Raw genomic sequence first — 20,407 nt, 5'->3', positions numbered from 1 at the left:
ACCTTCCGGCCACCTCTATCCGTTTCGCCCTTCGTCCTCGCCCGCTGTCTCTGCTGATCTGCGCCATAGCGGGCACGATGCCGCTTGTCTCCGTCGCTCAGGCCCAAACCCAGGCCCAGGCCCAGGCCGCGTCGGTGGAGGCGGGCAGCCTGAATGCCGTGGAGGTGCGGGTCGACCGTATCAAGAGCGACCTGGTCAATCCGATGCGGCAGGTCACGGTGATCGAGCGCGAGGAGCTGGACGAGTTGCGCACGGGCTCGACCAACCTTGCCACCATGCTGAGCAAGGTCATTCCGGGCATGGCCGATTCCAGCCGCACGGTGACGGATTTCGGCCAGACGCTGCGCGGGCGCAGCGCGCTGGTGCTGGTCGACGGCATCCCGCTGAACACCAACCGCGATTCGGCGCGCAACCTGGCCACCATCGACCCCAGCAATATCGAGCGCATCGAGGTGCTGCGCGGCAGCAGCGCGCTCTACGGGGCGGGTGCCAGCGGCGGCATCATCTCGATCACCACGCGCCAGGCCGGCGGGCCGCCGAGCGCGGACACCACGGTCACGCTGGGCACGCCGCTGACGCGGCTGAGCAAGGAAGGGCTGAGCGCCAACGTGCAGCAGCACTTCTCCGGCAGCCAGGGGCCGATCGACTATGCCTTCCACCTGGGCGCGCAGCGCATCGGCAGCCCCTACGATGCCGAAGGCCACCGCATTGCGCCGGAGCCCAGCCAGGGCGATCTCTTCGATTCCAACGTCTACAACCTGAGCGGCAAGCTGGGCTGGCGCATCGACGGCCAGCAGCGGCTGCAGCTGAGCGTCAGCCGGTACCAGGCGAAGCAGAACACCGACTATGCGTCCGATCCGTCGGTGGCCCGTGCGCCGGCCGGCTCCACCGCCGCGCGCGCGATCCGTGGCCTGCAGCTGGACAACCAGAATGAGCTGCGCAATACCGTGGTCAACCTGGATTACCAGCACCAGGACCTGCTCGGCAGCACGGTATCGAGCCAGTTCTACTACCGCGACTACTTCACGCGTTTCCCGCCCTTCGATGCGCGCGCGGTGGCCACGCGCGGCGGCAATGTCGACCAGATCAGCCAGAACAGCGACGTGTTCGGCGGGCGCCTGACCATCAGCACGCCGCTGGGCCAGGCCAAGGCCACCAAGCTGCTGTGGGGCGCCGACTACAACCAGGAGCGCAGCGACATGCCGCTGGACCTGTTCGATCCGCGTGCCTACGACAGCAGCGGCGGGCTGGTCTTCAACCGCATCGGCACGGCCACCTACATGCCGCCGCTGACCACGCGCAGTGGCGGCATCTTCGGCCAGCTGCAGCACAAGTTCAGCGAGCAGTGGTCGGCCGAGGGCGGCCTGCGCTATGAGCGCGCCAGCGCCAGCTTCGATGACTTCGTGCCGCTGTCGCAATCGCGCGTGAGCAACCCGGCTACGGTCAAGGGCGGCACGGTCAACTATGGCGCCTGGCTGTTCAACCTGGGCGCGGCCTATGCGCCGGTCAAGGGCCAGGAGTTCTATGCCTCGTTCAGCCAGGGCTTCCAGCTGCCGGACATCGGCCTGCAGATCCGCAATGCGCGTGCCGGCTTCGACATCAATTCGTCCAGCCTGGATCCGGTCAAGACCAACAACTATGAACTGGGCTGGCGCGGCGCGCTGGGCAATACGCTGGCGAGCGTGGCGCTGTTCTACACCACGTCCAAGCTTGGCGACGTGCAGAGCTTCAACAACGGCCTGATCCTGACCCGCACCGAAGAGCGCATCGCGGGCGTGGAAGCGGCGGCCGACTACCGGTCGGACGACGAGCGCTGGGGCGCGGGCGGCACCATCACCTGGATCAACGGGCGCGAACGGCCGCAGGGCAGCGCCAGCATGCAGGACATGACCGGTTACCGCATCCCGCCGCTCAAGGTCACGGCGTACCTGCAGTTCCGTCCCGTGAGCCAGTGGAGCAACCGCGTGCAGCTGAGCTACTACGCCAGCCGCGACTACCGGCTCAACGGCCAGAACAGCTTCGGCCGGCGCGAGGTCAGCAGCTATACCACCGTCGACCTGATCAGCCGCTATGAACTGACGCGCAAGGATACGATCACGGTCGGCATCGAGAACCTGTTCAACCGCAACTACTACCCGCTGTACAGCCAGCTGCTGCGCAACAGCAACAACACCAGCCGGCTGCCGGCAGCGGGCATCACGCTGACGGCGATGTACCAGCACCGCTGGTAAGCAGTGCAGCGTGGCTGGCGGCGCTCGGCGCCGCCGGCCCATGGCCTTAGTCGAGGGTGATCTTGCCCGCCTTGACGATCTCCGCATACCGCCTGGTATCGCGCTCGATCAGCTTGCGGAATTCCTCGGGCGTACCGCCCACCGGCACAAAGCCGAGGTCGGTCAGCTTCTTCGTGACTTCCGGGCTGCGCGTGGCCGCGGCGATTTCCCGGGCCATGCGCGCGACGATCGGCTGCGGCGTGCCGGCCGGTGCCAGCAGGCCGGTCCATGAGCTCATCACGAAGCCGGGGAAGCCAGCTTCTTCCATGGTCGGGATATTGGGCTCGCCCGGCCAGCGTTTGGCCGAGGCGACGGCCAGCACGTTGATCTTGCCGGACTTGACGTGCGGCATCGGCACCAGCAGCGGGTCGAACGCCACCGAGACCTCGCCGGACACCAGCGCCGGCAGGATCGGCGCGCTGCCGTTGTAGGGCACGTGGGTGAGCTTGAGCTTCGATTCCATCGCCAGGCGCTCGCCGGTCAGGTGCGCGGAACTGCCGACGCCGCTGGAGCCGAAGGTCAGCGTGTCGGGATGCTTCTTGCCGTAGTCGACCAGTTCGGCCACGGTCCTGGCGGGCACCTTCTTGCTGGCGAACAGGAACAGCGGCAGCTCGGCCATTTCCGCCACCGGCACCAGGTCGGCGGGCTTGTAGCTGAGCTTCGAATACAGCGACATGTTGGCGCTGTAGGCGGCCAGCACCGAGACAAAGGTGTAGCCGTCCGGCGCCGAGCGCGCGGCGACGCCGACGCCCAGGGTGCTGTTGGCACCGGGCTTGTTCTCGATGATGATGGGCTGGCCGAGCCGTTGCGAGACCTGCTCGAACACGACCCGCGAGACCGTGTCGGTGGAGCCGCCCGGGGTGTAGGGCACGATCACCTTGATCGGCTTGGCCGGCCATGCGTCGGCGGCAAGGGCAGTGGGAGCGGTGTGGGCGGCGGCCACGCCGGCTACGGCGATGGCGATGGAACGCGCGCTGCGCGCGACGCGATGCTTGATGCTGGACTTCAACTACGTCTCCTTCTTTTGCATGCTTGGCAATCCCCTGGCGGGGCCTGCGGCCGGAGATCCGGCCGGCCAATTATGCGGGACGCAGTCTGCGCGGTGCCGCACCGGCTGCGGCTGAATCACCGGAGCTGGCCATCCAATGTGCGATAGCCGAACCAGGCCGGCCGCGACGATGGTCAGAATTCGTAGTTGACCGACAGGTCGAACACCGCGTTGGTCCGCTTGCGCGTGATCGGGCTGTCGGCCGCATCGCCGGCCAGTTGCGACACGGCCACGTCAGAGCTGGCAAACCAGTGTCTGGCGAAGTACCACACAGAGGTCACGCCGAAGCCGTATGACTTGATCCCGCCGCGCGCGTGGTACTGCGGCCGGCCGGCGCGCGCCTGCGCGGCGCTGACGCCGTACCAGGCGTTCATGTAGCGCGAGTCGGCCAGCGTGACGGTGGGGCCGGCGAACCAGAAGAATCTTTCCGAGCTGCCGGGCAGCGGCATATAGGCGCCGATGTCGCCGATCCAGCCGTCGCTGCCGCCCAGGCTGCGGCGCGCGTCGATGCGCAGCACCAGCGGGAATTCTTTCGAGACCGCGTATTCGGCGAACAGCTTGCCTTCCGGCGCCGGGTTGATATTGCCCATGCCGTCCAGGTGCGGCGAGTCTTCCTGGCCGCGCCGGCCCAGGTTGTAGGTGAGCGCGATGCCGGCGCGCCAGTTCTTGCCGCGCAGCAGGTTCACGCCCAGCCCTTCGCCGATCGACGCAAAGGCGAGGTCGCGGTAGCGGATATCGATGCTGGGGCCGCCGATCACGATGTACTCGGACGAGCCGTCGTAGCGCGGCCGCAGCATGGCGGCGGCGCCAAGCCGGACCTGCCAGTCGGGGATGTCGTCCTGGAACAGCTTCTGCAGCGGAATGCCGGCGGAGAACTGCCATTCGGCCAGCGGTGCCGGCGTCTGGGCGCTGGCCCGGCCAACGGCCAGCAGCGCGCCGGTGGCCAGCAGCAGGGCGATGCACGAGGAAGTACGCGGTGGAATTCGCTCGGTCACGGCAGCCTCCATGCCCGCATGGCGGGCAGCCAGGTTGCGGGCGCGGGGCCCGTGGCGACATCTTTCCACTGGATCGCGGCCTGCGCAACCACTGGCGCGGCGCCGGCGTGAATGCCTGTGGGGCCCGCCTGGTGCCGGGGCGGCGTTCAGTCGAGGAGCTTGTCCAGCGTGATCGGCAAGTCGCGCACGCGCCGGCCGGTGGCGTGGTACACGGCATTGGCAATGGCCGCGGCCACGCCCACGATGCCGATCTCGCCGATGCCCTTGGTGCCCAGCGCATTGATATGCGGATCGTCCTCGTCCACCACGGAGACGTCGATGGTGCCGATGTCGGCATTGACCGGGATATGGTACTCGGCCAGGTTGGCATTGGCGACGCGCCCGGTGGCCAGGTCCAGTTCTGTCTTCTCGTGCAGCGCCATGCCGATGCCCCAGACAATGCCGCCCATCAACTGGCTGTGCGCGGTCTTGCGGTTGAGCAGCCGGCCGGCGCCGTAGCGGGCAACGACGCGGTGGACGCGGATCTCGCCCAGTTCCGGGTCGACGCGGACTTCGGCAAAGACCGCGCCGAAGGCGTGCATGGAATACGCCTGGCGCTCCTTGCCGGGCCGGGCGCTGGCGCGGGCTTCGATCGCACGGCCCCCGGCGCGCCGGATCGGCGCGGAGATGGGTTCGCGCTGCGCCGGATCCGAACGTCGTTGCAGCCAGCCATCGACGATCTCGACGTCCTCCACCGGCGCGCCAGCCAGCGGCGAAGCCGTATCGGCCACGGCCTGGCGGATCAGGCGCTGCCGTGCCGCTGCGGCCGCCTGCTGCACGGCGGGTGCGACGCTGGCCACCGACTGCGAGCCGCCCGACACCGGCGCCTCGGGGAAGGCCGTGTCGCCGAGTTCAAAGCGCACGCGCGCCGGCGGCAGGCCCAGCGCATCGGCGGCGACCTGCGTCATGACGGTATACGTGCCGGTGCCAAGGTCCTGCGAGCCTGAGCGCACCAGCGCCGTGCCGTCCGCCAGCAGGCGCACCATCGCGCTGGCCGGGGAGCGGTAGGTCGGGTAGGTGGCGGTCGCCATGCCCAGTCCCACCAGCTTGCCGTCGGCGTGCATCGAGCGTGGAGTGGGGTCGCGGCGCGCCCAGCCAAAGCACTCGGCGGCGTCGCGATAGCATTCGCGCAGCGACTTGCTCGAGAACGGCAGCTGCTTCTCGGGATCGGTGTCGGCGTGGTTGCGCAGGCGCAATGCGACCGGATCGATGCCCAGCCGTTCCGCCAGTTCGTCCAGCGCGCATTCCAGCGCAAAGCTGCCGGGGACTTCGCCGGGCGCGCGCATGAAGGTGGGCGTGCCGATATCCAGCTCGACCAGCCGGTGGCTGGTCTGCACGTTGGGGCAGGCATAGAGCCGGCGCGTGATCAGCGCGGCGGATTCCAGCCATTCCTCGATCGTGGAAGTGCATGTGGTCACGTCATGGCGGAGCGCGTGCAGCGCGCCGTCGGCCGCCGCGGCGGCGACCACATGCTGCTCGGTAAGGGGCCGCCCGCCCACCGGGCCGAACATCTGGGTCCGTTCCAACACCAGCCTGACCGGCCGGCTGACCTGCCGCGCCGCCATCGCGGCCAGCACCACGTGCGACCACACCGAGCCCTTGCAGCCAAAGCCACCGCCCACGTAGGGGCAGATCACGCGCACCTTGTCGGCGGCGATGCCGAACGCGGCCGCGACCGCCTTGCGCACGCCGGTGACGTATTGCGTCGCGTCGTACAGGGTCAGCTGGTCGCCGTCCCACGCGGCAAGGGTGGCATGCGGCTCCATCGGGTTGTGGGTTTCCATCGGCGTGGTATAGACCGCGTCGATCACGGCAGCGGCGCCACGCAGGCCCGCGTCGGGATCGCCGCGGCGGCTGTCGGCGGATTCGTCCTCGTCGGGCTTGCGGGCCCGCGTGCGCGCCTGCGCGAAGTCGAGCACGGCATCGGCCTGCCGGTATTGCACCCGCAGGCAGCGCGCGGCGTCGCGGGCCTGCTCGAGCGTATCGGCCACCACTACGGCGATGGGCTGGTTGTTGTAGTGGACCGCGGTGTCCTGCAGCAGGCTCATCACATGGCCGGCGGTGGGGATGTCGGCGGCCGCCTTGCCGCCCTTGGGCAGGTGCGGGGCGTTGAACGGCGTCAGCACCAGCCGCACGCCCGGCATGCGTTCGCACGCGGCGGTGTCGATGGCAACGATCTCGCCGCGGGCAATGGCGCTGGTCACCATCACCGCGTGGACCAGCCCCGGCAAGGTCTGGTCGGCGCTGTAGCGGGCGCGGCCGGTGACCTTCGGGATGCCGTCGACGCGATCGAGCGGGGTGCCGGTCACGCTCATGCCGAAGCTCCTGGCGGGCCGCTGGCAACCTTCAGCGCCAGCGCGACGGCGCGCTGGGCCAGGCCGATCTTGAACGCGTTGTGCGCATACGGGTGCGCGCCGTCAAGCAGCAGCCGCGCCGCGTCGGCCGCGCTGTGCGCGCTCAGCGGCCGGCCGGCCAGGGCGCGTTCCGCCGCGGGCACGCGCCAGGGCTTGTGCGCCACGCCGCCCAGCGCGAGCCGGGCGCTGCGCACGAGCTTGCCGTCGAGTTCGAGCGCCGCGGCGACCGAAACCAGGGCGAAGGCAAAGCTGGAGCGGTCGCGCACCTTCAGGTAGTGCGCGTGGGCGGCGTAGGGCGAGGACGGCAGGTCGATGGCAACGATCAGCTCGCCGGGCGCCAGCATGGTGTCGCATTGCGGGGTATCGCCGGGCAGGCGGTGGAAGTCGCCGATCGGGATGCGGCGCTCGCCGGTGGTGGCGCGCACCACGATCACGGCCTCGAGCGCGGCCAGCGCCACGCACATGTCGGACGGATGCACGGCAATGCAATGCTCGCTGGCGCCCAGGATGGCGTGGATGCGGTTGATGCCGTCGCGTGCGCCGCAGCCCGAGCCGGGCTTGCGCTTGTTGCAGGCCGGAAATCCCAGGTCATAGAAGTAGTGGCAACGGGTGCGCTGCAGCAGGTTGCCGCCCACCGTGGCCATATTGCGCAGCTGCCCGGAGGCACCCGACAGCAGCGCCTGCGCCAGCAGCGGATAGCGTTCGCGCACCAGCGCATGGTTGGCCGCATCGGTGTTGCTGGCCATCGCGCCCAGGCGCAGGCCGCCTTCGGGCAGCGCCGTTATCTGGTTCAGTGGCAGCCGGCTGACGTCGACCAGCAGCCGCGGCGCCTCCACGCCGGCCTTGACCAGGTCCAGCAGGTTGGTGCCGCCGGCCACATAGCGCGCGCCCGGCTGGCTCCCCAGGCGCATGGCCTCGTCGACCGAGCCCGGCCGTTCATAAGCGAAAGGATTCATGGTCGGCCTTAGCTGCCGCCGCCCGTGCCGCAGGCTGCGCGGACCGCGGCAACGATATTGGGGTAGGCGCCGCAGCGGCACAGGTTGCCGCTCATGCGCTCGCGGATCTCGTCGTCGCCGAGCGGCAACGGCGGCGGGCTCAGCGGCTGCACCGCGCTGGCATGGCCGGCCCGAGCCTCGGCCATCATGCCCACCGCCGAGCAGATCTGGCCGGGGGTGCAGAAGCCGCACTGCAGCGCGTCGTGGGTAACGAAGGCCTGCTGCATCGGATGGAGGGTGTCGCCGCTGGCCAGGCCTTCGATGGTGGTGATGTGGCGGCCTTCCTGCATCACCGCCAGCGTCAGGCAGGCGTTGATGCGGCGGCCGTCGACCAGCACCGTGCACGCGCCGCACTGGCCGCGGTCGCAGCCCTTCTTGGCGCCGGTCAGCTGGAGGATTTCACGCAGCGCGTCGAGCAGCGTGCAGCGCGGCTCCAGTTGCAGCGTGCAAGGCTTGCCGTTGACATGGAGCGTGACCGCGCGGGTGGCCGCGCCTGGCGGGGCAGTGGCGTTGCAATGGGCCGGAACATTGTCTTCGGACATGGGCGAGCCTTCTGTCTGCGTCCCGGCAGGCCGTCAGAGGGCGCCGGGAATACCGGAAGGCTGCAAGTTCAGTGCCGGGCAGCGCCCCGGCCATGGCGCCACGGGCGGTACGGCAACGCGGTGCGGCAAGCGTCAAAAACGCCACGCGGTGCGTGTAGAAATTACGCTGGGAAATACGTACGGCGATACGTGCGGCGATACGTGGCAGCGAAACCTGGCGCCGCAAACGAAAAACGGCGCCCGGAGGCGCCGCCATGAGCCTATGCAGGCCGGGTTCAGCCCTTCAGCACGCTGCCGATGGCCTTGGCCACGATGCCGACATTGCGCTCGTTCAGGCCGGCCACGCACATGCGGCCCGAGCGCAGCAGGTACACGCCATGCTGCTCGCGCAGCCTTTCGGCCTGGTCGGCGGTAAGGCCGGTGTAGGTGAACATGCCGCGCTGGGTCAGGTAGCGCGACAGCGCCTCGCCGCTGACATGGTCGCGCAGGTGGTGGTGGATGGCCTCGCGCATGCGCGCGATGCGGCTGCACATCTCGGCCAGTTCCTGTTCCCACAGCCGGCGCAGTTCGGGCGTGGTCAGCACCCTGGCCACCACGCGCGCGCCGTGCGTGGGCGGGTTGCTGTAGTTGGCGCGCACCGCGCCGGTCAGCTGGCCCAGCACGTTCGATGCCTCGGCCGCGGTGTTGCAGAACACGCTCAGGCCGCCGCAGCGCTCGCCGTACAGCGAAAAGTTCTTCGAGAACGAGTTGGCCACCAGGCAGGGCACGTCCTGCGCCACCAGTTCGCGGATGGCGAAGGCGTCGTCTTCCAGGCCGGCGCCGAAGCCCTGGTAGGCCATGTCGACGAACGGCAGCAGCTGGTTGGCCTTGAGCAGCGCGATCAGCTGGCGCCACTGGTCCTGGTTCAGGTCCACGCCGGTCGGGTTGTGGCAGCAGGCATGCAGCAGCACGATGCTGCCGGCCGGGATCGCGCGCAGCGCGTCGATCATGGCGTCGAACTTCAGGCCGCCGGTGGCGTCGTCATAGTACGGGTAGGTATTGACGGTGAAGCCGGCGCGCTCGAACACCACGCGGTGGTTTTCCCAGCTGGGGTCGCTGATCCACACCTGCGCCTGCGGGTAGTAGCGCTTGAGGAAATCGGCGCCCACGCGCAGCGCGCCCGAGCCGCCCAGCGTCTGCAGCGTGGCGATGCGGCCGGCGGCGCGCGCCGGGGAGTCCTCGCCGAACACCAGCGCCTGCACGGCGTTGCGGTAGGCCGCCAGGCCCGACATCGGCAGGTACGGGCGCGGACCCATGTCGGCCAGCAGCGCGGCCTCGGCCTGCGCCACGGCCTGCATCACCGGCAGGCGGCCGTCGTCGTCAAAGTAGATGCCGATGCTCAGGTTGACCTTGTCGGTGCGCGGGTCGCGCTGGAAGTCCTCGTTGAGCGAGAGGATCGGATCGCCGGGAAAGGCCTCGATGTGTGCGAACATGGGATGCGATGGAGTTGGGTCGGGGGCGGCTGCCGCGGCGCAAGACGCCGCGCAGCCCGGGATTTTAACCGGCGGCGCCCGCGGCCTGCGGGCGCCGCCTGGCGGCTCAGCGCAGCTGCTGCGCGGCCACGCCGGCTTGCAGCGCGGCGCCGGCCTTCTTCTGGCGCACCAGATAGCTTACGCCGAGCACCACCAGCCACACCGGGATCAGGTACACCGAGAGGCGCAGGCCTTCGGTCAGGTACATCACCACCAGGATGCCGGCCAGGAACACCAGGCACAGGTAGTTGGTCAGCGGATAGCCCCAGCTCTGGAACGCCGTGGCCTGGCCGGCCTTGCGCTTGTCGGCGCGGAACTTCAGGTGGATCAGGCTGATCATGGCCCAGTTGATGATCAGCGCCGACACCACCAGCCCCATCAGCATCTCGAATGCCTTGCCCGGCATGAAGTAGTTGATCACCACGCAGGCCGCGGTGGCCACGGCCGAAAACGCCAGTGCCGTCAGCGGGATACCGCGCTGGTTGACCTTGAGCAGTGCCTTGGGCGCGTTGCCCTGTTTGGCCAGGCCGTACAGCATGCGGCTGTTGCAGTACACGCCGCTGTTGTAGACCGACAGCGCCGCGGTCAGCACCACCACGTTGAGCACGTTGGCGACCCAGTTGCTGTTCAGCGCGTGGAAGATCAGCACGAACGGGCTGCCGCCGGTGACCACGTTCTCCCACGGGTACAGCGACAGCAGCACTGCCAGCGCGCCCACGTAGAAGATCAGGATGCGGTAGATCACCTGGTTGGTGGCCTTGGGAATGGTTTTCTCGGGCGAGTCCGCCTCGGCCGCGGTGATGCCCACCAGCTCCAGGCCGCCGAACGAGAACATGATCACCGCCATGGCCATCACCAGGCCGCCCATGCCGTTGGGGAAGAAGCCGCCGTGCTGCCACAGGTTGGCCACGCTGGCCTGCGGGCCGGCGTTGCCGGACAGCAGCAGGTAGCCGCCGAAGCCGATCATGCCGATGATCGCCGCGACCTTGATGATCGAGAACCAGAATTCCATCTCGCCGAAGGACTTCACGCTCGCCAGGTTGATCGCGTTGATGATGACGAAGAACGCCAGCGCCGAGACCCAGGTGGGAATCTCCGGCCACCAGTACTGCACGTAGATGCCGACGGCGGAGAGTTCCGCCATGCTCACCAGGATGTACAGCACCCAGTAGTTCCACCCCGACAGGAAGCCGGCGAAGTGGCCGCAGTACTTGTCGGCGAAGTAGCTGAACGAGCCGGCGACGGGCTCGTCCACCACCATCTCGCCGAGCTGGCGCATGATGAAGAAGGCGACGATGCCGGCGATGGCATAGCCCAGCAGGACCGAGGGCCCCGCCATCTTGATGGTCTGGGCGATGCCCAGGAAAAGTCCGGTGCCGATGGCGCCGCCCAGCGCGATCAGCTGGATGTGACGGTTCTTCAGCCCGCGCTTGAGCGAGCCGTCGTTGTTGCTGGAATGCATGCAGTGTTTCCTCTACCCATTCTCATGGAATGCGGGCCCGCGTCTCTGGCTTTTGTCGGAGTCGGACGCTTGGGCCTGGGGGTCGTCGCCGCGCGCGCGGCAGGGTGTCTGCCGCGCGGGGCGTGCGCGTTGCCGGACCGGCGCGCCGACGAAGGCGGCCGGTCAGGAAAGGCCGATGCCGGTCAGGCCTCGACCTTGAGCGTGCCGCGTTCGATCTGGTCGCGTTCCAGCGACTCGAACAGTGCCTTGAAGTTGCCTTCGCCGAAGCCTTCGTCGCCCTGGCGCTGGATGAACTCGAAGAACACCGGGCCGAGCGCGGTCTTGGAGAAGATCTGCAGCAGCAGACGGGGCTTGCCGCCTTCGGTGGTGCCGTCCAGCAGGATGCCGCGCGACTTCAGTTGCTCGACCGGCTGGCCGTGGCCGGGCAGGCGGGTGTCGAGCGCCTCGTAGTAGTAGTCGTTCGGCGCGGTCATCAGCGGCACGCCGGCCAGTTGCAGGCGGTCGATGACCTCGATCAGGTTGTCGGTCAGGAAGGCGATGTGCTGGATGCCTTCGCCGTTGAAGGCCATCAGGAACTCTTCGATCTGGCCGGCGCCCTTGGACGATTCCTCGTTCAGCGGAATGCGGATTTTACCATCCGGCGCGGTCATGGCCTTGGAGGCCAGGCCGGTGTACTCGCCCTGGATGTCGAAATAGCGAATTTCGCGGAAGTTGAACAGCTTTTCGTAGAAATTGGCCCAATAGGCCATGCGGCCACGGTAGACGTTGTGGGTCAGGTGGTCGATCAGCTTGAGGCCGTGGCCGACCGGGTGGCGGTCGACGCCCTCGATGAACTCGAAGTCGATGTCATAGATCGACTTCCCTTCCTCGAAGCGGTCGATCAGGTACAGCGGCGCGCCGCCGATGCCCTTGATTGCCGGCAGGCGCAGCTCCATCGGGCCGGTCGGGATTTCCACCGGCTGCGCGCCCAGCTCCAGAGCGCGGGCGTAGGCCTTGTGCGAATCCTTCACGCGGAAAGCCATGCCGCAGGCGCTGGGGCCGTGCTCGGCGGCAAAGTAGGCGGCGTGGCTGTGCGGCTCGCGGTTGACGATGAAGTTCACTTCGCCCTGGCGGTACAGCACCACGTCCTTGGAGCGGTGCTTTGCCACCAGCGTGAAGCCCATCTGCTCGAACAGCGGCTCAAGCAGGTTGGGGGTGGGCGAGGCGAATTCCACGAATTCGAAGCCCATCAGCTGCATCGGATTGTCAAACAGGTCGGCCATGGCTTTCTCGGTAAGAACGTAGGGGCGGGAAATAATATTGTGGCTTCAGCACTTGCTTGCGCAGTCGCGCCGGGGCCAGCCGGCTCGGCACCAGACCCGTGATGGCACGGGTTTGCGGTGCGCTTGCTTGGGATGCAGTGTATATTCGGGGCGGCAAAATTGGATTTCGTAAAACAGGCAGGGAAACCCTAGATTATGAAATTTGATTTCCTGAATACTTGAGATGAGGAAACCGAAGTGCAATCAATCGAGCTGGACCGCACCGATCGCCGCTTGCTCGGGGTGCTGCAGGGGAACGGGCGGGCATCCAACCTGGAACTGGCCGAGGCTATCGCGCTGTCGCCGGCGCAGACCTTGCGGCGCCACCGCCGGCTGGAAGAAGCCGGGCTGGTCAAGCGCTACGAGGCACGGCTGGATGCCGCGGCGCTGGGCTTCGGCGTGGTGGCCTTTATCCACGTGACGATGGAGCGCGGACATATCCGCGACCTTTCCAACTTCAAGCGGCTGGTGGCGGAACTGGCGCAGATCCAGGAGTGCTTCTCGGTGACCGGCGATATCGACTACGTGCTGAAGGTGGTCGCGCGCGACCTGAAGTCTTTGTCCGATTTCCTGCTGGATACGCTGATGCGCATTCCCGGCGTCAGCGGCGTGAAGTCGAGCGTGTGCCTGGACGAGATCAAGTGCACCAGCGCGGTGCCGATGGAGCCCTGAAGCGGGCCGGTCAGTCCTCGGGCAGATCGATGCGGTCGCACTGCACGTTCATCGCGCGGCAGACCGCGCACCATGATGCCCGCGCGCCCGGCGCGGCATCGCAGCGGGAGTTGCCGCCGGTCATCGTGCCGCTGGGCGGCGCCGGGTCTTGCCCGTGGGCGGGGCCGGCGGGTTCCGGCTCCGGCGCCCCGGGCGGCAGCGGCAGGCCGCCACAGGCCTGCGCCACGGCGGCATCGAGCGCCTGCAGGCCCACCGGCTTGACCACCACGGCGTTCATGCCTGCGGCCAGGGCCGCGGCGTGGTCGCCGGCCACGGCACTGGCGGTGCAGCCTACGATGGGGACGCAGCGGTGGGGGTCGTCGCGGGCTCGCACCGCGCGCGTGAAGGCCAGGCCGTCCATCACCGGCATGGCGCAGTCGCACACGATCACATCGAAGCTGCCGCGGTCCAGCGCGGCCAGGGCTTCGCGGCCATCGCGCGCCGTGCTGACGCGGTGGCCCAGGTGCTCCAGCTGGCGTTGCAGCAACAGGCGGTTGGGGGCGTGATCGTCGATCACCAGGATGCCGGCGTTGCGCCGCGGGCAACCGGCCATGGGCAACGGCGGCGCCGGCTCGGCCGCTTCGGCCGGCTGCGGCGCGCTGGCGATGGCCAGCGGCAGCGACACCGCCACGCGCGTGCCCCGGCCCGGCTGGCTGGTGAGCGTGATGCGGCCGCCCATGGCCGTGGCCAGGCGCCGGCAGATCGCCAGCCCCAGCCCGGTGCCGCCGGCATGAGTGCGCGCGCAGCCGTGCGCCTGCTCGAACGGCTGGAACAGCCGGGCCTGGGCCTCGAGGGGAATGCCGACGCCGGTGTCGGAAACGGTCAGCATGACGTGCTGGACGCCGTCGCAGGGCGCCTGCGCATCCAGGCGGACGTGGACCGTGCCGCGGTCGGTAAAGCGCACCGCATTGGACACCAGGTTGGCCAGGATCTGCCGCAGGCGCAGCGCGTCGACCTGATGCAGCGGCGCCAGCGCGGCGCTGACGCCGCTGGTCAGGGGCAGGCCTTTTTGCGCGGCCACGGGCCCGAAGATCAGCAGGGTATCGTCGACCAGCGCTGACAGCGACGCGGGCGCCGGATGGATGCTGAACTTGCCCGCCTCCAGCTTGGACAGGTCGAGGATGTCATCGATCAGCGCCAGCAGCCCCAGTGCCGACTTGTGCGCGGTGACCAGCTGCAGCCGCTGCTCGTGCGGCAGATGGCTTTGCGCCAGCGTCAGCTCGAGCATCCCGGTGATGGCATTCATCGGCGTGCGGATCTCGTGGCTGACCGACGCCAGGAAAGCGGACTTGGCGCGGTTGGCGGCTTCGGCCTCGGTCTTGGCCTGGGCCAGCTCGGCCAGCATCTGGTGGCGCTCGGTCAGGTCGACGCAGCCGCCGGCCAGGCCCTTGACGGTGCCGTCGGCGCCGCGCAGCGGGGTCAGCCAGTTCAGCACATGCAGGGTGCGGTCGCCCAGGCGCAGGCATCGGTCCGCGCGCAGCGGCGCGCCGTTGTCGATGACCTGGCGGTAGTCGTGCGCCAGTTCCGCGAGGTCGAGGGCAAGGGGGTGTGACGCCTGCAAGGCGTCCAGCGGCTGCCCCAGCAGGGTGCCGCGCGTGGCGCCCAGCAGTTCCTCATAGCTGCGGTTGCAGGCGACGAGCCGCAGCCGGGCATCGCGCAGATAGACCGGCTGGGGAATGCCATCGAGCAACGCGGTCTGGATCGCGACGTGGTCCTTCAGGGCAATTTCCGCGGCCCGGCGCCGGCGCACCTCGCGGTACAGCGCGATGATCCACGCCAGCAGGCATGGGGTGAGGACGCAGAGCACGCCGGTGGACCAGCCCAGCCATTGCGCATGCGAATCCGGCGCCGGCGCCTGGACAGATGCCGGCACGCTTGCCGCCAGCGCTGCGGTCACCGCGCCCTGCGACAGGCCGATGGCCAGGGCCATGGCGCACCCGAGCCGCCGCGCACGCGCGCTCCGGCTGGTCCGTGCCGGGGCCCGGGCGGGTTGGGTGGCATCGACAGCGGCACGAAGCAGGCGCGTGGTGACGGGTGGCGAAACAGAAGAGAGCGGACGGAACGGCAAGCGGGTTGGCGAGGTCGGTGAAGTGTTTTCACTCTAGGGGCCCGGGCCCGCCAACTCATTAGGACGAATCTGAAATTGATACGGAAATTTCGAAATCGCGGGCACTTTGCCGTCGGCCGCGCCACATATAGAACACAATCTGGGCCCGCTTGCGGCGCGATGGGAAGCATGACGGAGGCACTGCAATGCCAGCACGTTTGCGGTGCATCACATGAACGGCGCCGCCGCTATGGCAAGCGCGGCCTTTCAGAAGAAACCACCCGTGCCTCGGAAATTTCTGGTTTCGTAAGGCGTAAAGGCTTAGCACAATGATGTGCCCGCTCGCGCGGGAAACGCCATGTTTGCAACGGAGTACAGTTTGACCACAATCCTGATCGTCGATGACCACCCGCCCGTGCGCGCCGTACTCAAGACGCATTTTTCCCAGGTGCTGGGCGTCACCCACGTGCTCGAGGCGGACAATGGCCAGGCGGCCATCGAGATCGTGCGGCAATACCTGCCCGACGTGGTCATCCTGGATCTGGATATTCCCAAGATCAACGGGCTGGACGTGATTCCGCGTCTCAAGGCCAGCCATCCCACGGTGCGCATCCTGGTCATCTCGGGCCAGGACCAGAACGTCTTCGCACCCCGCGCGCGCCATGCCGGCGCCCACGGCTTTGTCAGCAAGACGCAGGAACTGGCTGAAATCGTGCGGTGCACGGAGTCGGTACTGGCGGGCTATACGGTGATGCCGGAGATCGACCACGGCAAATCCGGGCTGGCTGACGAAGCCGAGCGCCTGGCCTCGCTGTCGGACAAGGAACTGGTGGTCATGCAGATGCTGGCGCGGGGCATGTCGAACAAGGAAATCGGGCAGGTACTGTTTATTTCCAACAAGACCGTGAGCACGCACAAGACCCGGGTGATGGAAAAGCTGGGCGCAAAATCGATTGTCGATGTCATCGATTTTGCGCGGCGCCACCATATTGCGGTGGGATAGCGTGCACGCCGCCGAAGCGCAGTCCCGCCCCAGGGCCCTGTTGCTGGACCCCGCCGGCGACCCGGGCTGGTTGGCGGATGCCGCGCGCATCCTGCGTGACCTCGGCTTCGCGGTGCAGATCGGTGTAAGCGCCCCGGTGGCGGATATGGCCGCCGATGTCGACCTGGTGATGGCGAGCGCCGCTGCCGGAGTGCCATCCCCGCTGCAGGCATGGCGCGCCCGCGGCGCGGTCTGCGCCATGGTGTTGCCGCTGGGCGCGGTGCCGACGGCTGGCGCAGACGCCGGCGTGGCCACTCTGCCCGCGCCGGTCACCGAAGCGACGTTGCTCGCCATGCTGGCCGGCCAGCACTACGTGGCGCTGTCCGCGCGCGAGGCTGCCGGCATCGCCGGGGCCATTGCCGCGCAGACCTTCGGCAATCCGGCATTTGCCAGGGAACTGCTGGAGGCGCTGGTGAGCTCGACCCGCGATGACCTGGCGCAACTGCGCCAGGCCGGGCCTGAGCTGGAGACATTACGGGGCGTCGCGCACCGGCTCAAGGCCTCTGCCCACTACGTCGGCTGCCATGCGCTGCGGCTGACGGCGCAGCGGCTCGAGCATGCCGCCCGCGATGGCGATGCAGCCACGGCCGCGGCGCTGGCAGCGATCGTGGCGCCAACCGCGGCACGGCTGCTAGGGCTGCTGGCCAGCCTGCCTTCCGCAAATCATTCCGAGAATGCCCCCGAAAAACAGCACAGCGGGAATACACCGAATTGGCGTGATGCCGGCGCTTGATTATTCTGGTGCATTGAATGGGGATAACGCGTGCATTATTGATTATCAGGAATAAATCACGCCGATTTATTTTGTCCGGGACTGGTTGAATGCCGGATGCTGCCCGGCCTTTGCCGGCTGTGGCTTCAGGCATTTACGGGGAGGAGCGCAGGGATGGCCCATATCATGGCGTCAATGCCGGAGTCGGCGGTCTATTTCCACCTGGCCGCGGTGGCGCTGCTGCTGCTGGGACTGGCTGCGTTCCGCGCGGTGGCTTATGTCATGGCCTCGCCGCATGGGCGTCCGGCGCGTGCCCGGCGCATGCTGCTGGTCAGCGCCGGCCGGGTGCTGGCGGTCGGCGCGATCTGGACCGCCATCGTCTACGGCCACGGCGTTACCGAGCGGGCCGGCGCGCACAACTGCCGCCGTGTGCCGGCCGTCGATGCCGCGGCCCGCTACGCCGCGGAATACTGCTACCTCGGCGGCGAGCGGATCTTGCTGCGGATCTACGGCGCCGAACGCGACCGGGTGCTGGCCCATCGCACCTTCACCAGTACCGGGCCGGTGCGGCTCAGCTGGGACGGGCAGGGGGTGGTATTCGACCCGGCTGCGCCGGGCCGCAAGGGTCGGCTGGCATTGCCGCCCGCGCTGCACGACCGGCTGCTGGCGCGGCTGCCTTGAGTGTGCAATCGCGCGGGCCAGCGCGCTAGCGGTGCTGGTCGAGCATGCGGGCCAGCACCGCGTCCAGGCCGTCGGGCCGTGGCAGCTGCGCGATCAGCCAGCGCACGGCCTCGGACAGTTGCTGCGCGTCATAGTCCGGCGCGAAGCTGTGCAAGGTGGCGCCGTGCAGGAAGCAGCGCAGCGCCAGCCATTCCGGCTGGGGCGGTGCGTCCGGCGGCTGGCCGAACAGCCGCTGCGGCACCGCCGCCAGCGGTTCGTGCACGGCGCGGGCAAGACGGATGTCGCCGCGCGTTGCCATCCACACCTCCAGGATCGCCAGCGAGGCATGCCGTCGCGGCCGGTTTGCCAGCACATGCAGCATCAGGTGCATGCGCAGTGACGGGCCCAGCGGCCCGAGGGCTGCCAGGCGGTCGGCTTCGCGCTCCAGCAGCGACTTCAGCATGGCCGGCAGCAGGTCGTAACGCCCTTCCGGAAAGTGGTGGCGCAGCGAGCCGCGGCTGGTGCCCGCCAGCTCGCACACGCGCGCTTCGGAAAAGGCCGCGTAGCCTTGCTCGATGAGCAGGGTCGCGGCGGCGTCGATCAGGGACTGGCGGGTACTGGCGCTGCGTTCGGCTTGGCTGGGCATGGGCCGGATTGTAGCAATCGCGCGGGACGGCTTTTCTTGCCCCCGGTACGGTGGCGCGTGGATCCAACGCGAAAATGCAGGCCCGCGCCGCGGACCTTCGGCGCACAGCAGGTGCTTCAGTGCGGCGCTGCCGCCGGAATGTCGGCACTGCAGCTTGGTGCCGTCTCGTCGTGCGAATGCGGGGCGAGGGCGCCGGGAATGCGGGGGGTGTCGAGGCCCTTGCCACGCAGCCACTCGGCCGTGGTGGCGGCGGCGCGGTCGATCAGTTCGCCGCAGCGGGAGTAGTCGTAGGGCGAGATATCGAGCGGGCACAGCGGTGGCACCACGCTGATCTGCGCCTGGCTGGCGAAGTGCTGCAGATCGTGCACCAGCTGGCGCGCCACCAGCAGCGAGAGCGCGTTGAACGCATGCTCCAGCGCGCCGCGCGGCGGGCGGCGCTCGGCGCAGGTAAAGCCCGCCGGCAGCACGATCACGCGGGTGGCGCCGAGGCCGATCGCGGTCGACACCGGCGTATTGTTGGCCACGCCGCCGTCGATCAGGGTACGGCCCGCCAGCTGCACCGGCGGAAACACGCCGGGAATGGCGGCGCTGGCCAGCACCGCGTCGACGATGCTGCCGCTGGACAGCACCACTTCGTCGCCGCTCTGCATGTCGGTCGCCACCACGTGCAGCGGCAGTTCGGCGGCCTCCAGCTGGCGCGGCCCGAAATGCCGCGCCAGCAGGCTGCGCAAACCCGTGGCCTCCACCAGGTGGCCGCGGCCGCCACCGAACATGTTCCACACACTGCGCCAGCTCCACGGCAGGATGTCCGTGCGCCGGATCGCGCGCCACAGCGCGTCGAGCCGCTGCGCGCCGTCCACGCCCGGGTTGCAGGCAAAGTAGGCGCCGTTGATGGCCCCGGCCGACGCGCCGATCACGATGTCCGGCGTCACGCCCCAGGCCGCCAGTTCACGCAGCATCCCCACCTGGATCGCACCCAGGCTTCCGCCGCCGGCGAATACAAAGGCTGTCTTGTCCATGGCTGCGGCGGTCTCCCCTGGCTTGTCGGCGTCCTGTGCAAAAGGATAGGCGACGTACGGACCATCCGACAGTCCGGCCTGCCACCGCGGCGGGCGTGTTTTTTTGATTAATAGTGCAATTAACCGCCATGAGTTTGCCCCGCCCGCGGGCTTGGGCCAGCAAGGGCAGGGCAGCGCTTCCGGCGGGGCGGTGGTACCGGGGATCAGCCCAGGAACTCGTCGGCGGAGATGCCGAGCTGCGCGGCCATGTGTTCGACCAGGCCTTGCAGCCTTGCCACTTTTTCGGTCAGCGCCTGCTGCTCGGCGCGCAGCTGTTCCAGTTCGGCCGACGGTGCGGCGTCGTCGTCGGCGCCACGCCCGCTGTCTTCTGCGGCCGCCGCGGCGCTGGCTTCGCCGCTCAGCAGATGCATCCAGCGGTTTTCACGGGCGCCAGGGGCGCGCGGCAGGCGCACTACGCGCGGCGGCGTGTGGCTGGCCAGCTCGTCGAGGAAGGCCTCGACCGAGGAGATGTCGGCAAAGCTGTGCAGGCGCGCGGTATTCAGGCGCAGTTCCGCGGCCGTTTGCGGCCCGCGCAGCAGCAACATCGCCAGCAGCGCGACCGACTGGCTTGGCACGCCGAGCGCGCGCTGCATGTTGTGCTCGAAGCGCGGCACGCGGCTGCTGCTGCCTTCAAAGACCAGGCTCAGGCCCTTGAGGCCGTCGATGGCCTCAAGGATTTCAGCCTCGCTGACATTCATCACCGGCGCGCGCGCGGTCTTCTGGTTGCAGCCGGAAGCCAGCGCGTTGAGCGACAGCGGGTAAGTATCGGGTACGGTGTGCTGCTTTTCGACCAGCACGCCCAGCACGCGGCCTTCGACTGGCGTGAGGGCGCGCAATGCCGGGCGCGCGGGACGGTCGCTGGGCGGGGTCGGATCGGATTCAGGGGTGGATGGCATCAAGTCTTCAGTGTTCTGACAGTGGTGGCGCCGGTACCGGCTGGCCGGAGCGCCGAGGCGAACATTCAATCCCAAGCCGGCGCAATACGCAACTGTCGGCGCCCCACGGCCTCGCATT

General features: G+C 68.5%; 17 protein-coding genes. 5 read left to right on the top strand and 12 right to left on the bottom strand.

Translation table 11 applies throughout. The features are described 5' to 3' along the window. The first annotated feature begins 77 nt into the window (after positions 1–77). Positions 78–2,231 carry a TonB-dependent receptor gene (locus GA0116996_RS14685; protein WP_425248314.1) on the top strand — a complete coding sequence of 718 codons (2,154 nt, stop codon included), beginning with the start codon at positions 78–80 and terminating at the stop codon, positions 2,229–2,231. A 46-nt stretch (positions 2,232–2,277) separates the two neighbouring features. Here the strand turns inward: GA0116996_RS14685 and GA0116996_RS14680 are convergent, their stop codons facing one another. From GA0116996_RS14680 to hppD, 8 genes are all read right to left on the bottom strand, one after another. Beyond that, complete coding sequence (locus GA0116996_RS14680; protein ID WP_092312782.1) at positions 2,278–3,279, bottom strand: Bug family tripartite tricarboxylate transporter substrate binding protein; 1,002 nt, start codon at positions 3,277–3,279, stop codon at positions 2,278–2,280. 173 nt (positions 3,280–3,452) lie between these two features. Next, positions 3,453–4,325: a MipA/OmpV family protein gene (locus GA0116996_RS14675; RefSeq protein WP_092312779.1), complete on the bottom strand. Its 873-nt coding sequence runs from the start codon at positions 4,323–4,325 to the stop codon at positions 3,453–3,455. Between the two features lie 134 nt (positions 4,326–4,459). Beyond that, positions 4,460–6,667 carry a xanthine dehydrogenase family protein molybdopterin-binding subunit gene (locus GA0116996_RS14670; protein WP_092312776.1) on the bottom strand — a complete coding sequence of 736 codons (2,208 nt, stop codon included), beginning with the start codon at positions 6,665–6,667 and terminating at the stop codon, positions 4,460–4,462. Further along, the gene (locus tag GA0116996_RS14665; RefSeq protein ID WP_092312773.1) at positions 6,664–7,662 is read right to left on the bottom strand and encodes an FAD binding domain-containing protein; all 999 of its coding nucleotides are present in this window, start codon (positions 7,660–7,662) and stop codon (positions 6,664–6,666) included. Before GA0116996_RS14665 ends, GA0116996_RS14670 begins: the two co-directional genes overlap by 4 nt. An 8-nt stretch (positions 7,663–7,670) precedes the next feature. Beyond that, positions 7,671–8,243, bottom strand: a complete 573-nt coding sequence (locus GA0116996_RS14660) for a 2Fe-2S iron-sulfur cluster-binding protein (protein WP_092312770.1) — start codon at positions 8,241–8,243, stop codon at positions 7,671–7,673. Between the two features lie 275 nt (positions 8,244–8,518). Then, a complete protein-coding gene (locus GA0116996_RS14655; protein WP_092312767.1) occupies positions 8,519–9,715 on the bottom strand; it encodes an amino acid aminotransferase in 1,197 nt (398 codons plus the stop codon). Positions 9,716–9,821: 106 nt separating this feature from the next. Next, the gene (locus tag GA0116996_RS14650) at positions 9,822–11,216 is read right to left on the bottom strand and encodes an amino acid permease (protein ID WP_092312764.1); all 1,395 of its coding nucleotides are present in this window, start codon (positions 11,214–11,216) and stop codon (positions 9,822–9,824) included. Between the two features lie 182 nt (positions 11,217–11,398). Then, the gene (gene hppD, locus GA0116996_RS14645) at positions 11,399–12,478 is read right to left on the bottom strand and encodes a 4-hydroxyphenylpyruvate dioxygenase (protein WP_092312761.1); all 1,080 of its coding nucleotides are present in this window, start codon (positions 12,476–12,478) and stop codon (positions 11,399–11,401) included. Positions 12,479–12,715: 237 nt separating this feature from the next. Here hppD and GA0116996_RS14640 point away from each other — a divergent pair, with 237 nt between their 5' ends. Continuing rightward, positions 12,716–13,189, top strand: a complete 474-nt coding sequence (locus GA0116996_RS14640; RefSeq protein WP_092312758.1) for an Lrp/AsnC family transcriptional regulator — start codon at positions 12,716–12,718, stop codon at positions 13,187–13,189. Between the two features lie 10 nt (positions 13,190–13,199). On the opposite strand, the gene GA0116996_RS14635 is transcribed toward GA0116996_RS14640, so the two are convergent. After that, positions 13,200–15,158 carry a PAS domain-containing hybrid sensor histidine kinase/response regulator gene (locus GA0116996_RS14635; RefSeq protein WP_092312755.1) on the bottom strand — a complete coding sequence of 653 codons (1,959 nt, stop codon included), beginning with the start codon at positions 15,156–15,158 and terminating at the stop codon, positions 13,200–13,202. A 496-nt stretch (positions 15,159–15,654) separates the two neighbouring features. On the opposite strand from GA0116996_RS14635, the gene GA0116996_RS14630 reads away from it, so the two are divergent. From GA0116996_RS14630 to GA0116996_RS14620, 3 genes are all read left to right on the top strand, one after another. Continuing rightward, positions 15,655–16,278, top strand: a complete 624-nt coding sequence (locus GA0116996_RS14630; protein WP_092312752.1) for a response regulator transcription factor — start codon at positions 15,655–15,657, stop codon at positions 16,276–16,278. 1 nt (position 16,279) lies between these two features. Next, complete coding sequence (locus GA0116996_RS14625) at positions 16,280–17,050, top strand: Hpt domain-containing protein (protein WP_244159874.1); 771 nt, start codon at positions 16,280–16,282, stop codon at positions 17,048–17,050. 153 nt (positions 17,051–17,203) lie between these two features. Continuing rightward, complete coding sequence (locus GA0116996_RS14620) at positions 17,204–17,710, top strand: hypothetical protein (protein ID WP_092312746.1); 507 nt, start codon at positions 17,204–17,206, stop codon at positions 17,708–17,710. A 25-nt stretch (positions 17,711–17,735) separates the two neighbouring features. On the opposite strand, the gene GA0116996_RS14615 is transcribed toward GA0116996_RS14620, so the two are convergent. From GA0116996_RS14615 to GA0116996_RS14605, 3 genes are all read right to left on the bottom strand, one after another. Beyond that, the gene (locus GA0116996_RS14615; protein ID WP_092312743.1) at positions 17,736–18,335 is read right to left on the bottom strand and encodes a TetR/AcrR family transcriptional regulator; all 600 of its coding nucleotides are present in this window, start codon (positions 18,333–18,335) and stop codon (positions 17,736–17,738) included. A gap of 116 nt (positions 18,336–18,451) precedes the next feature. Further along, complete coding sequence (locus tag GA0116996_RS14610; protein WP_092312740.1) at positions 18,452–19,354, bottom strand: patatin-like phospholipase family protein; 903 nt, start codon at positions 19,352–19,354, stop codon at positions 18,452–18,454. Positions 19,355–19,557: 203 nt separating this feature from the next. Beyond that, entirely contained in the window at positions 19,558–20,289 is a 732-nt protein-coding gene (locus GA0116996_RS14605; RefSeq protein ID WP_092312736.1) for a YceH family protein, read from the bottom strand. Positions 20,290–20,407: the final 118 nt, after the last annotated feature.

This window comes from Cupriavidus alkaliphilus (assembly GCF_900094595.1).
Classification (GTDB): domain Bacteria; phylum Pseudomonadota; class Gammaproteobacteria; order Burkholderiales; family Burkholderiaceae; genus Cupriavidus; species Cupriavidus alkaliphilus.
Note: the sequence above shows the minus strand (reverse complement) of the source record. Positions and strands in the feature narration are given on the sequence as shown.

Excerpts from the sequence above, each read along its gene's own strand:
- GA0116996_RS14665 (WP_092312773.1), bottom strand. The coding sequence starts at position 7,662 with ATGAATCCTTTCGCTTATGAACGGCCGGGCTCGGTCGACGAGGCCATG.
- GA0116996_RS14605 (WP_092312736.1), bottom strand. The coding sequence starts at position 20,289 with ATGCCATCCACCCCTGAATCCGATCCGACCCCGCCCAGCGACCGTCCC.
- GA0116996_RS14635 (WP_092312755.1), bottom strand. The coding sequence starts at position 15,158 with ATGGCCCTGGCCATCGGCCTGTCGCAGGGCGCGGTGACCGCAGCGCTG.
- GA0116996_RS14610 (WP_092312740.1), bottom strand. The coding sequence starts at position 19,354 with ATGGACAAGACAGCCTTTGTATTCGCCGGCGGCGGAAGCCTGGGTGCG.
- GA0116996_RS14620 (WP_092312746.1), top strand. The coding sequence starts at position 17,204 with ATGGCCCATATCATGGCGTCAATGCCGGAGTCGGCGGTCTATTTCCAC.
- GA0116996_RS14660 (WP_092312770.1), bottom strand. The coding sequence starts at position 8,243 with ATGTCCGAAGACAATGTTCCGGCCCATTGCAACGCCACTGCCCCGCCA.
- GA0116996_RS14650 (WP_092312764.1), bottom strand. The coding sequence starts at position 11,216 with ATGCATTCCAGCAACAACGACGGCTCGCTCAAGCGCGGGCTGAAGAAC.
- hppD (WP_092312761.1), bottom strand. The coding sequence starts at position 12,478 with ATGGCCGACCTGTTTGACAATCCGATGCAGCTGATGGGCTTCGAATTC.
- GA0116996_RS14655 (WP_092312767.1), bottom strand. The coding sequence starts at position 9,715 with ATGTTCGCACACATCGAGGCCTTTCCCGGCGATCCGATCCTCTCGCTC.
- GA0116996_RS14675 (WP_092312779.1), bottom strand. The coding sequence starts at position 4,325 with ATGGAGGCTGCCGTGACCGAGCGAATTCCACCGCGTACTTCCTCGTGC.
- GA0116996_RS14615 (WP_092312743.1), bottom strand. The coding sequence starts at position 18,335 with ATGCCCAGCCAAGCCGAACGCAGCGCCAGTACCCGCCAGTCCCTGATC.
- GA0116996_RS14670 (WP_092312776.1), bottom strand. The coding sequence starts at position 6,667 with ATGAGCGTGACCGGCACCCCGCTCGATCGCGTCGACGGCATCCCGAAG.
- GA0116996_RS14685 (WP_425248314.1), top strand. The coding sequence starts at position 78 with ATGCCGCTTGTCTCCGTCGCTCAGGCCCAAACCCAGGCCCAGGCCCAG.